Source organism: Pseudarthrobacter sp. SORGH_AS 212 (assembly GCF_030818145.1).
Classification (GTDB): Bacteria; Actinomycetota; Actinomycetes; order Actinomycetales; family Micrococcaceae; genus Arthrobacter.
In genome coordinates this window covers 2,554,817-2,567,554 of sequence record NZ_JAUTAA010000001.1, presented here as the reverse complement: position 1 = coordinate 2,567,554, position 12,738 = coordinate 2,554,817, and the positions used below count along the sequence as shown (strand labels likewise).

General features: G+C 66.6%; 10 protein-coding genes. 5 read left to right on the top strand and 5 right to left on the bottom strand.

All coding sequences use genetic code 11. The features are described 5' to 3' along the window. Positions 1 to 77 precede the first annotated feature (77 nt). Entirely contained in the window at positions 78 to 2,585 is a 2,508-nt protein-coding gene (locus QE394_RS11665; protein ID WP_349034573.1) for an FAD-dependent oxidoreductase, read from the top strand. 66 nt (positions 2,586 to 2,651) lie between these two features. Here QE394_RS11665 and QE394_RS11660 read toward each other — a convergent pair whose 3' ends face one another. The 3 genes from QE394_RS11660 to QE394_RS11650 all read right to left on the bottom strand — a co-directional run bounded on the left by QE394_RS11660 (position 2,652) and on the right by QE394_RS11650 (position 6,856). After that, positions 2,652 to 5,003: an FdhF/YdeP family oxidoreductase gene (locus QE394_RS11660; protein ID WP_349034572.1), complete on the bottom strand. Its 2,352-nt coding sequence runs from the start codon at positions 5,001 to 5,003 to the stop codon at positions 2,652 to 2,654. A gap of 117 nt (positions 5,004 to 5,120) precedes the next feature. After that, the gene (locus QE394_RS11655) at positions 5,121 to 5,741 is read right to left on the bottom strand and encodes an MBL fold metallo-hydrolase (RefSeq protein WP_349034571.1); all 621 of its coding nucleotides are present in this window, start codon (positions 5,739 to 5,741) and stop codon (positions 5,121 to 5,123) included. Continuing rightward, positions 5,738 to 6,856: an S-(hydroxymethyl)mycothiol dehydrogenase gene (locus QE394_RS11650; RefSeq protein WP_261619451.1), complete on the bottom strand. Its 1,119-nt coding sequence runs from the start codon at positions 6,854 to 6,856 to the stop codon at positions 5,738 to 5,740. Before QE394_RS11650 ends, QE394_RS11655 begins: the two co-directional genes overlap by 4 nt. A gap of 318 nt (positions 6,857 to 7,174) precedes the next feature. Between QE394_RS11650 and QE394_RS11645 the strand changes: the two genes are divergently transcribed. From QE394_RS11645 to purM, 3 genes are all read left to right on the top strand, one after another. After that, positions 7,175 to 7,489 carry a hypothetical protein gene (locus tag QE394_RS11645; protein WP_056080963.1) on the top strand — a complete coding sequence of 105 codons (315 nt, stop codon included), beginning with the start codon at positions 7,175 to 7,177 and terminating at the stop codon, positions 7,487 to 7,489. A 104-nt stretch (positions 7,490 to 7,593) separates the two neighbouring features. Then, positions 7,594 to 9,264 (top strand): amidophosphoribosyltransferase, encoded by a 1,671-nt coding sequence (purF, locus tag QE394_RS11640; RefSeq protein WP_349034570.1) that lies wholly within the window; start codon positions 7,594 to 7,596, stop codon positions 9,262 to 9,264. Then, complete coding sequence (purM, locus tag QE394_RS11635) at positions 9,261 to 10,430, top strand: phosphoribosylformylglycinamidine cyclo-ligase (RefSeq protein WP_056080968.1); 1,170 nt, start codon at positions 9,261 to 9,263, stop codon at positions 10,428 to 10,430. The genes purF and purM overlap by 4 nt, the downstream gene beginning before the upstream one ends. Before the next feature lie 81 nt (positions 10,431 to 10,511). On the opposite strand, the gene QE394_RS11630 is transcribed toward purM, so the two are convergent. Continuing rightward, positions 10,512 to 11,270 (bottom strand): VOC family protein, encoded by a 759-nt coding sequence (locus tag QE394_RS11630; protein WP_349034569.1) that lies wholly within the window; start codon positions 11,268 to 11,270, stop codon positions 10,512 to 10,514. 232 nt (positions 11,271 to 11,502) lie between these two features. Then, the gene (locus QE394_RS11625) at positions 11,503 to 11,736 is read right to left on the bottom strand and encodes a DUF3073 domain-containing protein (protein ID WP_015938627.1); all 234 of its coding nucleotides are present in this window, start codon (positions 11,734 to 11,736) and stop codon (positions 11,503 to 11,505) included. A gap of 280 nt (positions 11,737 to 12,016) precedes the next feature. On the opposite strand from QE394_RS11625, the gene QE394_RS11620 reads away from it, so the two are divergent. Continuing rightward, positions 12,017 to 12,724 carry a septum formation family protein gene (locus QE394_RS11620; RefSeq protein WP_349034568.1) on the top strand — a complete coding sequence of 236 codons (708 nt, stop codon included), beginning with the start codon at positions 12,017 to 12,019 and terminating at the stop codon, positions 12,722 to 12,724. Positions 12,725 to 12,738 lie beyond the last annotated feature (14 nt).

The following is a 12,738-nucleotide window of genomic DNA, read 5'->3' as shown; positions in this document are numbered from 1 at the left end:
ATGGTGATGTGCGTTGCTCATAGCGAAGCGACAGCGCAGCTCCCACTCAACACCGCCAACCAGGAGAACCACACGCCATGACTGCATCGCCCCGCGTCGTCATCATCGGAGCCGGCATCGTCGGCACGAACCTCGCCGACGAGCTCGCCAGCCGCGGCTGGACCAACATCACCGTGGTGGAACAGGGACCGCTTGGACTCGCCGGCGGGTCCACCTCCCACGCTCCTGGCCTGGTATTCCAGACCAATCCGTCAAAGACGATGACTGAGTTCGCCACCTACACGGTGAACAAGCTGCTCTCCCTGAGCACTGACGGGGTCTCCTGCTTCAACCAGGTGGGCGGCCTCGAGCTGGCTACCACAGAGGCCCGCCTGGAAGACCTCAAGCGCAAGCTCGGCTACGCCACCTCCTGGGGTGTTGACGGCCGCATCATCGACGCCGATGAATGCGAGAAGCACTGGCCGCTGCTCAATGCCGGCTCCCTGGCCGACGGCCGCCAGGTCCTGGGCGGACTGTTCGTACCGTCCGACGGCCTGGCCTCGGCGGCGCGAGCCGTCCAGCTCCTCATCGCCAAGGCCCGCGCGGCAGGGGTCACGTTCCGCGGCTCCACCACTGTGACCGGCGTCGAGCAGGCAGGCGGCAAGGTGACGGGCGTGCAGACGTCCGACGGCGTGATCCCGGCGGACATCGTGGTCTCCTGCGCCGGGTTCTGGGGCCGTGAGCTGGGCAAGATGGTGGGGCTCAGCGTGCCGCTGCTGCCGCTGGCCCACCAGTACGTCAAGACCACCCCGGTGGACGCGCTGAACGGCGTCAACGACCTGCCCAACGGTGCCAGCAAGCCCATCCTGCGCTACCAGGACCGCGACCTCTACTTCCGGGAGCACGGCAACCGGATCGGCATCGGCAGCTACGCCCACAAGCCCATGCCCGTGGACATGGACCGGCTGCCCCGGGTGGGCGCGGACGAGATGTCCGACCACCGCATGCCGTCCCGGCTCGACTTCACGCTGGAGGACTTCGCCCCGGCCTGGGAGGACTGCCAGGACCTGCTGCCGGCACTTCACCAGGCCCAGATCAACGATGCGTTTAATGGCATCTTCTCCTTCACCCCGGACGGCGGCCCGCTCATGGGCGAGGCACCGGACCTCTCCGGCTTCTTCGTGGCAGAGGCCGTTTGGGTCACCCACTCCGCCGGCGTGGCCAAGGCCATGGCCGAACTCCTGGTCACCGGACACCCGGAGACCGATTTGCACGGCTGCGAGCTCACCCGGTTCGAAAAGGTCCAGACGTCCGATTCCTACGTCAGCGAGACCTCGCAGCAAAACTTCGTGGAGATCTACGACGTCATGCACCCGCTGCAGCCCCGCGAATCCCCGCGCGACCTGCGCGTGAGCCCGTTCAACGTGCGGCAGAAGGAGCTCGGCGCGTTCTTCCTGGAATCCGCCGCCTGGGAGCGCCCGCACTGGTTCGAAGCCAACCGCGGGCTCCTGGCAGAGCTGCCCGGGGAATGGCGTGCGCCCGAACGCGACGGGTGGGCTGCCATGTTCCACTCCCCCATCTCCGCCGCCGAAGCGTGGAAGACGCGCACCGCCGTTGGACTCTACGACATGACGCCGCTGAAGCGGCTCTCCGTGACCGGCCCCGGGGCGCAGGCGCTGCTCCACCGGCTCAGCACCGGCAACATCGCCAAGAAGCCCGGCGCCGTGACCTACTGCCTCCTGCTTGAGCACGACGGCGGCATCCGCAGTGACGTGACCGTCGCCAGGCTCACCGAGGAGGAGTTCCAGCTGGGCGTCAACAGCAATGTGGACTTCGACTACCTCCGCGTGGAGGCCCGCCGGCAGTCGGCTGCGGATCCGGCCCAGTGGGCGCACGTCACGGACATCACCGGCAGCACCTGCTGCATCGGCTTGTGGGGCCCTCTGGCCCGCGAGGTGATCGGCAAGGTCAGCGCAGACGACCTGACCAACGACGGCCTGAAGTACTTCAGGACCAAGGAGATCACGGTAGGCGGCATCCCCGTCACCGCCATGCGCCTGTCCTACGTGGGCGAACTCGGCTGGGAGCTCTACACCACCGCCGAGTACGGCCTGAAGCTCTGGGACCTGCTGTTCGAGGCCGGCCAGGAGCACGGCATCGTCGCCGCCGGACGCGGCGCCTTCAACAGCATGCGGCTGGAGAAGGGCTACCGGCTGTGGGGCACCGACATGACCTCCGAACACCACCCCTACGAGTCCGGCCTGGGCTTCTCCGTGGCCAAGGACAAGACCGGGTTCGTTGGCGCCGAGGCCCTTGCCGCGCGCAAGGAGCAGCCCGCCACCCGGGCCCTGCGCTGCCTGACGGTCGACGACGGCACGTCAGTGGTGCTCGGCAAGGAACCTGTGTACGTGGGCGGGGAAGCCGTCGGGTACGTCACCAGCGCGGCCTACGGCTACACCGTGCACAAGCCGATCGCCTACGCCTGGCTGCCCGCCGGCGTCGAAACCGGTGACGCCGTGGAGATCGAGTACTTCGGTAAGCGCGTGGCGGCCACTGTTTCCGCTGAACCCCTGGTGGACCCGGGCATGGAGCGCATCCGCGGCTGACAAAGCCAGCCAACGGCAGAACGCCCCCGTTTCCTTGCGGAAGCGGGGGCGTTCGTGTGGTGAAATCTAGACGCCGCTCGCCTGCAGCGACGCGGACTCTTCAGCCACGGCCGCCTCGCCCTTGTGCGGTTCGAAGCGGACGAACATGGCTTTGAAGCCGGGGGTGTTGGATTCGCGGGCCACGTTTTCCTTGTGGACCAGGGCGTTGGCTTCGGGGAAGTATGCGGCCGCGCAGCCCTTGGCGGTGGGGTAGGCCACCAGGCGGAACTTGTCTGCCCGGCGGTCGACACCCTGGAACGTGCTCACCACGTCCACGAGTTCCCGGTCCTGGAAGCCCGACTCGGCGAGGTCCTCCGGGTGGATCAGGATGACGCGGCGGCCGCCGGAGATGCCGCGGTAGCGGTCGTCCAGGCCGTAAAAGGTGGTGTTGTACTGGTCATGGCTGCGGATGGTCTGCAGCACCAGGTGGCCGGCCGGCGGTGTCAGGTACTCCAGCGGGCTGACCGTGAACCGGCCGCGGCCGATGTCCGTGGCGAAGGAACGGGTGTCGCGCGGCGGGTTGGGCAGCACGAAACCGTTCTTGGTCCGGACCCTGGCGTTGAAGTCCTCGAAGCCGGGGAGGACGCGGGAGATGTGGTCGCGGATCACGTCGTAGTCCTCGGCCATGCCGCGCCAGTCAACGGAGTGGCCCTTGCCGAAGGTGGCCTCTGCCATCCGGGCCACGATCACGGGTTCGGCGAGCAGGTGCTCGGACACCGGCGTGAGGCGGCCCTGGGTGGAGTGGACCACGGACATGGAGTCCTCCACGGAGAGGAACTGCGCGCCCTTGGGGTGCTTGTCGTCCTTGTCCGTGCGGCCCAGCGTGGGCAGGATCAGCGACGTGCGGCCGTGCACAATGTGGGAGCGGTTGGGCTTGGTGGAGATGTGGACGGTCAGGCCGATGCGCTGCATGCCGGCTTCCAGGGCCTCGGTGTCCGAGCAGGCGAGCGAGAAGTTCCCGCCCATCGAGACGAAGACGTCCACCTCGTCACGGTCGAAGGCCTCCATGGACTCCACGGCGTCGTGGCCGTGGTGCCGCGGGGACGTAATCCCGAACTCGGCATCGAGGGCCGCGAGCAGCCATTCCTTGGGCTTTTCCCAGATGCCCATGGTCCGGTCGCCCTGGACGTTGGAGTGCCCGCGGACGGGGCACGCGCCCGCGCCGGGCTTGCCGAAGTTGCCCTGCAGCAGCAGGACGTTGACCATTTCCTTGATGGTGTCCACGGAGTGCGGCTGCTGGGTGACACCCAGGGCCCAGCAGAAGATGGACGCCTTGGAGGCCAGCAGCATCCCTGCCACCTTCTCGATCTGCGCCCGGTCCAGGCCGGTGGCCTTCTCCGTCTCGTCCCAGTCCAGGGTGCGGCGGGCGTCGCGGTAGGCGTCGAACCCGTCCGTCTGCGCGGCGATGAAGGAATGGTCGACGACGGTTCCCGGGCCCTTCTCCTCGGCCTCCAACAGCAGGTGGCCGAGCGCCTGGAACAGGGCCAGGTCCCCGCCCACCTTGATCTGCAGGTACTCATCGGCCAGCGGTGTGCCGCCGCCCACCACGCCGGACACCGTCTGGGGGTCCTTGAAGTTGAACAGGCCGGCCTCGGGCAGCGGGTTCACGGCCACCACCTTGCCGCCCTTGTCCTTGCACTCCTTGAGCGCCGAGAGCATGCGCGGGTGGTTGGTGCCAGGGTTCTGGCCCACCACGAAGATGAGTTCGGAGTCGTGGATGTCCTCCAGCGACACGGTGCCCTTGCCGATGCCGATGGTCGGGTTCAGCGCGGAGCCGGAGGACTCGTGGCACATGTTGGAGCAGTCCGGAAGGTTGTTGGTGCCCAGGGCCCGCGCGAACAGCTGGTACAGGAACGCGGTCTCGTTGGCGGTGCGGCCTGAGGTGTAGAAGACGGAGCGGTCCGGCGTGGTGGCACGGATGTGCTCACCGATCAGCTCAAACGCGTCATTCCAGGAGATGGGCGAGTAGTGCGTCTCGCCTTCCCGGATCACCACGGGTTCGCTGAGCCGGCCCTGGTTCCCCAACCAGTATTCTGTCTTCTCCGACAGTTCCGCAATGGAGTGCCTGGCCCAGAACTCGGCGCCCACGGTGCGGAGGGTGTTCTCCTCGGCCACGGCCTTGGCGCCGTTCTCGCAGAACTCGGCAGCCTTGCGCTTCTTGTCCGATTCGGGCCACGCGCAGCCCGGGCAGTCGAAGCCGCCGCGCTGGTTCAACCGCAGCAGGGACTGCGCCGTCCGGGTCACGCCCGCCTGTGCCACGGCGCGCTCCAGCGCGACCATGACGGCCTTGACGCCTGCGGCCTCGGTCTTGGGCTTGTGGACCTCAAGGAGGTCCTCATTGATGTCCGCCACCGGGGCGGGCTGCTTACCGAACTTCATCGTTCCAACTTCCTTACCGGCATATAACTTCCTTGCCGGCATATGTTGATCAATCGCTGATGGAGGCGTGCACGGGTTTCCCGGCACGCCTCCACTGCGCGGTCTTCTGGACTGCGCCTACTCCGCGATCTTGGCCAGGGTTTCCTGTTCGGCCGCGATGGTGGTGTTGTCGCCGTGGCCGGTGCGCACCACCGTTTCGGCCGGCAGGGTCAGCAGCCGTTCGCGGATGGAGGTGAGGATGGTGGGGTAGTCGCTGTACGAGCGGCCGGTGGCACCCGGTCCGCCGTTGAACAGGGTGTCCCCCGTGAACACCGTGCCTTCGCTTTCCAGGTAGAAGCAGGTGGATCCCGGCGAGTGGCCCGGCGTGTGGATGGCCTTCAGCACGGCGCCGCCCACTTCGAACTCGTCACCGTCCTCGTGGTACTGGTCCGGGGTGGAGTCCGGGTATTCCTGTTCCCAGAGGACCAGGTCTTTCCGGTTCAGGCAGATCGGTGCACCTACGGCTTCGGCGACCTCGCGGGCAGCGCCGATGTGGTCGTTGTGTGCGTGCGTGAGCAGGATGGCCTTGACTGTGCGGCCGTTGACCTGGTTGATGATGGCAGCGGCGTCATGCGGGGAATCGATGATCACGCATTCGGTGCCGTTGCCCACAATCCAGACGTTGTTGTCCACGTCCCAGGTGCCGCCGTCGAGCGAAAACGTCCCCGAGGTGACCAGGTTCTCGATGGTGACGCTCATGCGGAGGCGCCCGCAGTCTCGGTATCAGCCTGGATTTCGACGACGGAACGCAAGACCTTGCCCTCGTGCATCTTGCCGAAGGCCGCCTCCACCTGGTCGATGGTGATCCGCTCGGACACGAAGGCGTCCAGGTCCAGGTTGCCCTGCTTGTAGTGGGACACCAGCATGGGGAAGTCACGGGAGGGCAGGCAGTCGCCGTACCAGGAGGACTTCAGCGATCCGCCGCGGCCAAAGACATCCAGCAGCGGCAGTTCCAGCTGCATCTCGGGCGTCGGAACGCCCACCAGGACCACGCGGCCGGCAAGGTCGCGGGCGTAGAAGGCCTGCTTGAAGGTTTCAGGACGGCCGACGGCGTCAATCACCACGTCCGCTCCGTTGCCTCCGGTGAGGGCCTGGATGGCCTCCACCGCGTCCTCCTGCTTGGAGTTGACGCCGTGGGTGGCGCCGAGTTTCTTGGCCATTTCGATCTTGTTGTCGTCGATGTCCACGGCGATGATCGTCGTGGCCCCAGCGAGCTTGGCCCCGGCGATCGCCGCGATGCCCACGCCGCCGCAGCCGATCACGGCCACGGATTCGCCGCGCTTGACCTCACCGGTGTTGATCGCGGCGCCGATGCCGGCCATCACACCGCAGCCCAGCAGGCCGACAGCGGCAGCATCAGCCTCGGGATCCACCTTGGTGCATTGCCCGGCGGCAACGAGCGTCTTTTCAGCGAACGCTCCAATGCCCAGCGCAGGGGACAGCTCGGTGCCGTCCTCAAGGGTCATCTTCTGGGTGGCGTTGGCGGTGTTGAAGCAGTACTGGGGCTGGCCCTTGGCACAGGCACGGCACTGGCCGCACACCGCACGCCAGTTCAGGATCACACGGTCGCCCGGCGCCACTTCGGTGACGCCCTCGCCCACGGCGCTGACCACGCCGGTGGCCTCGTGGCCCAGCAGGTAGGGAAAGTCATCGCCAATGCCGCCCTGCTTGTAGTGCAGGTCGGTGTGGCAGACACCGCAGGTCAGGATGTCCACCAACGCCTCGCCCGGGCCCGGATCCGGCACCAGGATGGTCTCCAGCGACACCGGAGCGTTCTTCTCACGGGCAATGACAGCTTGAACTTTGTGAACCATGGTTCTGTGTTCCTTTCCTGGATCCGGCCGGATCCGGTGAGTCGGCACCAGCTGCCAATCTAGCCGACACAGCAGGGTGGCTGCCCGCCGGCGGCTTGGTCGGAATGCGCCGGAGGCATTGCGCATTACACAACACGGCGCACATAGTGCTACTTGAGAATATGACAGCGGCCACAGTTGGTGTCAATAGATATATCAGTCATATCGCTTGGCGGACAGTGCCGGCCTTCCTTTCCCCCACGCCGTCCACCGATGCCGGCCCGCCCAGCTCCGCGGCTGCATTACGCGCACCAAATCTCCGGCAGTAGGCTGGATGGCATGTCTTCGAACCAACCCCCCGCCGAGCGGCGCGAGGTAACCGTCCGCCGGGCCCCCAAATTCGTACCTTTCCTGGTCCTGGGCGCACTGGCGGGCTTCGCAGCAGCTGCAATTGCGGCTTTCGGAGTGCCCGCGGATGAGGACTTCGATCCGGGCGCGGTTTTCGGCTTCCTCATGATCACGTTCGGCGCCGCCGGAGCCGTCCTCGGTGCGGTCCTGGCGCTGATCCTGGACCGCCGGAGCGTCCGCAGGCAGCAGCGCGTCGTCGTCGAATCCGTTCCGGATTCCGAACCGGACACAGACCCGCAGCCGTGACCCGCGCCACCGGCAGCACGCCCCGGCATCCGGGCGCGTGACGCTGCCGGGTCACAAAGGGAAGCGGGAAAAAGTCCTACCCCATGTCGTGCGATAATCGATCAGTGGCACGCGGCGATGGAAAACTTTCCCATGATCTTCTTCCCGGCGAAAAAGGCCCGCAGGACGCCTGTGGCGTCTTCGGCGTCTGGGCTCCCGGCGAAGAAGTAGCAAAACTAACCTATTACGGGCTGTACGCACTGCAGCACCGTGGCCAGGAGTCGGCTGGTATCGCTACCAGTGACGGCAAACGGATCAATGTCTACAAGGACATGGGGCTGGTGTCCCAGGTCTTTGACGAGACAACCCTGAACACCCTCACCGGGCACCTGGCCGTGGGGCACTGCCGCTACTCCACCACCGGAGCCAGCCACTGGGCCAACGCCCAGCCCACCCTCGGCGCCACCTCCACCGGCACCGTCGCCCTGGCGCACAACGGCAACCTGACCAACACTGCCGAGCTCAATTCCATGATCACCGAACGCAACGGCGGCCAGCTCACCGGCGAAATGAAGCAGGGCAACACCTCGGACACCGCCCTGGTCACGGCCCTCCTTGAAGGCGAGCCCGGCAAGACCCTTGAGGAAACCGCCACCGAACTGCTGCCCAAGATCAAGGGCGGCTTCTGCTTCGTCTTCATGGACGAAGGCACCCTCTACGCAGCCCGCGACACCTACGGCATCCGCCCGCTGGTCCTGGGCCGGCTGGAACGCGGCTGGGTAGTGGCGTCCGAGCAGTCCGCACTGGCCACTGTGGGCGCCAGCTTCATCCGCGAGATCGAGCCCGGCGAATTCATCGCCATTGACGAAGAAGGCGTGCGGTCCAAGAAGTTCGCTGAGCCCACTCCGGCCGGCTGCGTTTTCGAGTACGTGTACCTTGCCCGCCCGGATGCTGCGATTGCCGGCCGTTCCGTCTACGAATCCCGCGTGGAAATGGGCCGCCAGCTGGCCCGCGAAAACACCCACGAAGCGGACATCGTCATCCCCGTCCCGGAGTCGGGCACCCCCGCCGCGGTGGGTTACGCCGAAGAATCCGGCATTCCGTTCGCACACGGCTTCGTCAAGAACTCCTATGTGGGCCGCACCTTCATCCAGCCCTCGCAGACGCTGCGCCAGCTGGGTATCCGGCTCAAGCTCAACGCCCTTGAGTCCGTGATCCGCGGCAAGCGCGTGGTGGTGGTGGACGACTCGATCGTCCGCGGCAACACCCAGCGGGCCATCGTCCGGATGCTGCGGGAAGCCGGCGCCGCCTCCGTGCACGTCAAGATTTCCTCCCCGCCCGTGCAGTGGCCCTGCTTCTACGGCATCGACTTCGCGTCCCGCGCCGAGCTGATCGCCAACGGCGCCACCATCGAGGAAATCTCCCAGGCCATCGGCGCCGATTCGCTGGCCTACATTTCCGAAGACGGCATGATCGACGCCACCCGCCAGCCCCGGCAACGCCTCTGCACCGCGTGCTTCACCGGCAAGTACCCGATTGCGCTGCCGGGTGCCGACAAACTGGGCAAGAACCTCCTGGAACGCACGGACCTTGTTGGCCTGGCGCCGTCGCCGTCAGCCCTGCCGGGCGAAACCGCAGCCCTCGCCGTTGACTCGGAAGAGGATCCCGCCGAAAAGGCCGGCGCTACCGGCTGCGATCCCGGCCCGGACTCCGAGTTTGAAAACCTGCTGACCGACGCCGACATGGTGCCAGACGTACACGCCGCCGCAGGCACTGACAAGAAAGAGTCCGTATGACTTCCGCAAACACTGCCGCCGGCAACGGTTCCGTAACCCCCGGAAATACCGCAGGCATCACGTACGCCTCTGCGGGCGTCGATGTCGAAGCCGGCGACCGCGCCGTCGAGCTCATGAAGGGCGCCATCAAGGCAACCCACAACTCCTCGGTGATCGGCGGGGTGGGCGGTTTCGCCGGCCTCTACGACGTCTCGAAGCTGCTGACCTACAAGAAGCCGCTGCTGGCCACCTCCACGGACGGCGTCGGCACCAAGGTGGCCATCGCCCAGGCCATGGACATCCACGACACCATCGGGTTCGACCTCGTCGGCATGGTGGTGGACGACATCGTCGTGGTGGGCGCCGAGCCGCTCTTCATGACCGACTACATCGCCTGCGGCAAGGTGGTTCCTGAGCGCATTGCCGGCATTGTGCGCGGCATTGCCGCCGCCTGCTCCGTAGCCGGTACTGCCCTGGTGGGCGGCGAAACCGCAGAACACCCCGGCCTGCTGGGTGAGCACGAATACGACGTTGCCGGTGCAGCCACCGGCGTCGTGGAGGCAGATGCCCTCCTCGGCCCTGACCGCGTCCGCGCGGGCGACGTTGTGATCGGCATGGCCTCCTCCGGCCTGCACTCGAACGGCTACTCGCTGGTCCGCCGCGTGATCAACCACGCCGGCTGGGCTCTGGACCGCCAGGTCTCCGAACTGGGCCGCACCCTGGGTGAAGAACTGCTCGAACCCACCCGCGTTTACGCCGCCGACTGCCTGGACCTGGCCCGCACCTTCCCCGTCACGGGTTCTGCAGCGGTCCACGGCTTCAGCCACGTGACCGGTGGCGGCCTCGCCGCCAACCTGGCCCGGGTCCTGCCGCAGGGCCTGGTGGCCACCGTGGACCGCGCCACCTGGGAACTGCCGGCCATCTTCAAGCTCGTATCCGAACTCGGCAACGTGCCGCTGGCCGACCTGGAACGCACCCTGAACCTGGGCGTGGGCATGGTGGCCATCGTCTCCCCCGAAGCCGCGGATGCCGCCGTCGCGCGTTTGAACGAACGCGGGCTGCCGTCCTGGGTAATGGGCACCGTCGCCGCGGACTCGGATTCCATCCTGAAGTCCGGACCGGACTACGTCCAGGGCGCCAAGGGCGTGGACGGCGGCGCAGTCCGCATGGTCAACGCCTACGCGTAATCCCCCATCGAGTGCTCCGTAACTGCCCTTTTGAACCCTCAAAACGGCGGTTACGGAGCACTCGATTTGATTTAAGCGGCTTCAACCTCCAGCAAGCTGAATTCGCCGCCTTGCGGATCGCGGATGGTGGCTGGCCCCCCCGCCGGAGCCGTCATCCGGTTCCACCAGGACCTCGCCGCCCGAATCCCTGACGGCCTGCACGGCGGCACTGAGGTCCGCCACGCCAAAGTAGATCTGCCAGCCAGCCGGTCCCTCGTCCGGCGCCACCCCGGCCACTTCCGTGCCGTCCACCAACAGCGTGCTGTAGGTGCCGCCGTCCTCCTGCGGGTACTCCGTGACTTCATGCCCGAAAAGGTGCTGGAAGAATCCGATGGCGGCCTGGGGCTCAGGGGTGAGCAGCTCGGCCCAGGACAGGGCACCGGGCCCGTTGTACCGTCCTGAGCCGCGGTGCGTTCCGGCCTGCCACACTCCGGTGGTGCCGCCGCCCGGCGGGTCCAGGAACACCATGACGCCGGTGTCCCCCACCGCTTCCGGGCCAAACTGCACGGCACCGCCGGCATGGACTGCGTCGCCGGCTATGCTGCGCGCGTCCTCCGCGGCCAGGTAGACGTTCCACCGGGCAGCCGAACCGGGTGCCCGCATGGGGCTCTGCGGTGCGATGGTGGCCACCACGTCGTCGCCCAGGAAAGCCATCGCATAGCTGCGGCCATCCGGAGTTGGGTGGTCCTCGAAACGCCACCCGAACACCGCTGCATAGAACTTTTTGGCGGCCTCGACGTCCGGCGTCTGAACGTCAGCCCAGCACGGGGCACCCTGCGGGTAGGTGTTTACAGTTGGCATGGGACCTACCGTACACGGAGGCCCAGGGGAAGCCCCGGCCGCCGTGCACGCAGCTTCCGGTGTCTGTGCCCGGGAATCGGGTTGGGAATCCGGGAGGGCTGCAGAGCCAGCGGAAAGAATGACGACGACGGAAAGGCCCGCGGGCACGCACTGTGAAGAGGCGTGCCCGAACGGGCCTTGTGACCGAGGTCAGCAGTAATGGTGCTGCAAAAGAATTGTTCAGCGGCGGCGACTAGCCGATGCGACGGTTGTCAACCTCGTCGTCATCATCTTCCAAATCATCCGCGTACTTATCCACATAAGCCGAATAGTCCGGTTCTACCGGCTCATTGGCGTAATGGCTCGTTACACGACTGCCCGGACCCGTCAGCTCCCGCTGAAGTGCCGAGTAGTCAGTGTTCGGGGAGTAGTACTTGATATCCCGAGCCTGCTTGGTAGCTTTTGCCTTTTGACGGCCGCGCCCCATGGCGTGACCCCCTTTTGTACTTGGACCGGAGGTGGTCACCTTGGCGATCGGTGAGGCCCCGGAATGTTTGGTCAATTTGTCGTACACCTAGATTACATGCTTTCTGCGGCAACTGCTTGCCGCCCGACGCGCTCCCACGGGTGTTTGGGATACCATCCCCCGGTCCGCCCGCGGGATTCCGGGTTTTTTCTTCGGTAGAGTCGCTTCAGGCAGCTGCCAAAACCGTTCGGACAGCCGGTTTTGCAGCACTGACGCGACGACAACGCAGGAGGATGCAGCCGTGAACCCCCAGGACGTCCCGCCGAAGCCAGCCTCCCCGCCAACGGCCGGCATCCCCCGGGTAGACGCCGCCCCCGCCCCGGCCTCCGTGACGTGGCCCCGGCAGCATGCCGAAGCCGGCCCCTCGACCTCCGGAGCCTCCGAATCCGCCCCATCCGGCGCCACCGCATCGCACCGGGCACACCGGGCAAAGGCCCTGTGGAAGGCGCTCTTCGCCGTCGTGCTCATTGCTGTGGTGGGCGGCCTCGTGTGGCTGGCCCTCTGGCTTAATTCGGGCGCAGCGTCACCGGAGGCCCAGGGAGGGCAGGCTGGAGTCCTGGAAACCACGCCCACGCCGAGGGCGACGCCGCTGCCGCTGCCCAGGGAGGGCGTCAAGCCTGCCGACTATGCCGTGGGCGACTGCTTCAAGGACTTTGATCCGGAATCGCTGGCCTCAACCGCGGTGCCCTGCGACACGGGCCATTCCGCGCAGCTGGTTGGCGTCTTCCGCTATCCCGCAGGTGAGCGCTACCCCGGCGCCGAAACGCTGAAGGCCAAGGCCCTGGAGATCTGCCAGGCCACCAGGCTGGGTCCGGCCGCCAACAACTTCCAGCTCAATTACCAGCGCAGCTTCCCCAGCAGCACCAGCTGGGACGCCGGGGACCGCAGGGCGGACTGTTATGTGACGGCCCCGAACGGCAACGTCATCAACGCGAGCGTGCTGCCCTGACAGTTGCCTGCCAG

What these genes read in the sequence shown, in the direction of transcription:
- QE394_RS11645 (WP_056080963.1), top strand. Translation starts at nt 7,175, where the DNA reads ATGTCTTCGAACCAACCCCCCGCCGAGCGGCGCGAGGTAACCGTCCGC.
- QE394_RS11630 (WP_349034569.1), bottom strand. Translation starts at nt 11,270, where the DNA reads ATGCCAACTGTAAACACCTACCCGCAGGGTGCCCCGTGCTGGGCTGAC.
- purM (WP_056080968.1), top strand. Translation starts at nt 9,261, where the DNA reads ATGACTTCCGCAAACACTGCCGCCGGCAACGGTTCCGTAACCCCCGGA.
- QE394_RS11650 (WP_261619451.1), bottom strand. Translation starts at nt 6,856, where the DNA reads ATGGTTCACAAAGTTCAAGCTGTCATTGCCCGTGAGAAGAACGCTCCG.
- QE394_RS11660 (WP_349034572.1), bottom strand. Translation starts at nt 5,003, where the DNA reads ATGAAGTTCGGTAAGCAGCCCGCCCCGGTGGCGGACATCAATGAGGAC.
- QE394_RS11655 (WP_349034571.1), bottom strand. Translation starts at nt 5,741, where the DNA reads ATGAGCGTCACCATCGAGAACCTGGTCACCTCGGGGACGTTTTCGCTC.
- QE394_RS11625 (WP_015938627.1), bottom strand. Translation starts at nt 11,736, where the DNA reads ATGGGGCGCGGCCGTCAAAAGGCAAAAGCTACCAAGCAGGCTCGGGAT.
- QE394_RS11665 (WP_349034573.1), top strand. Translation starts at nt 78, where the DNA reads ATGACTGCATCGCCCCGCGTCGTCATCATCGGAGCCGGCATCGTCGGC.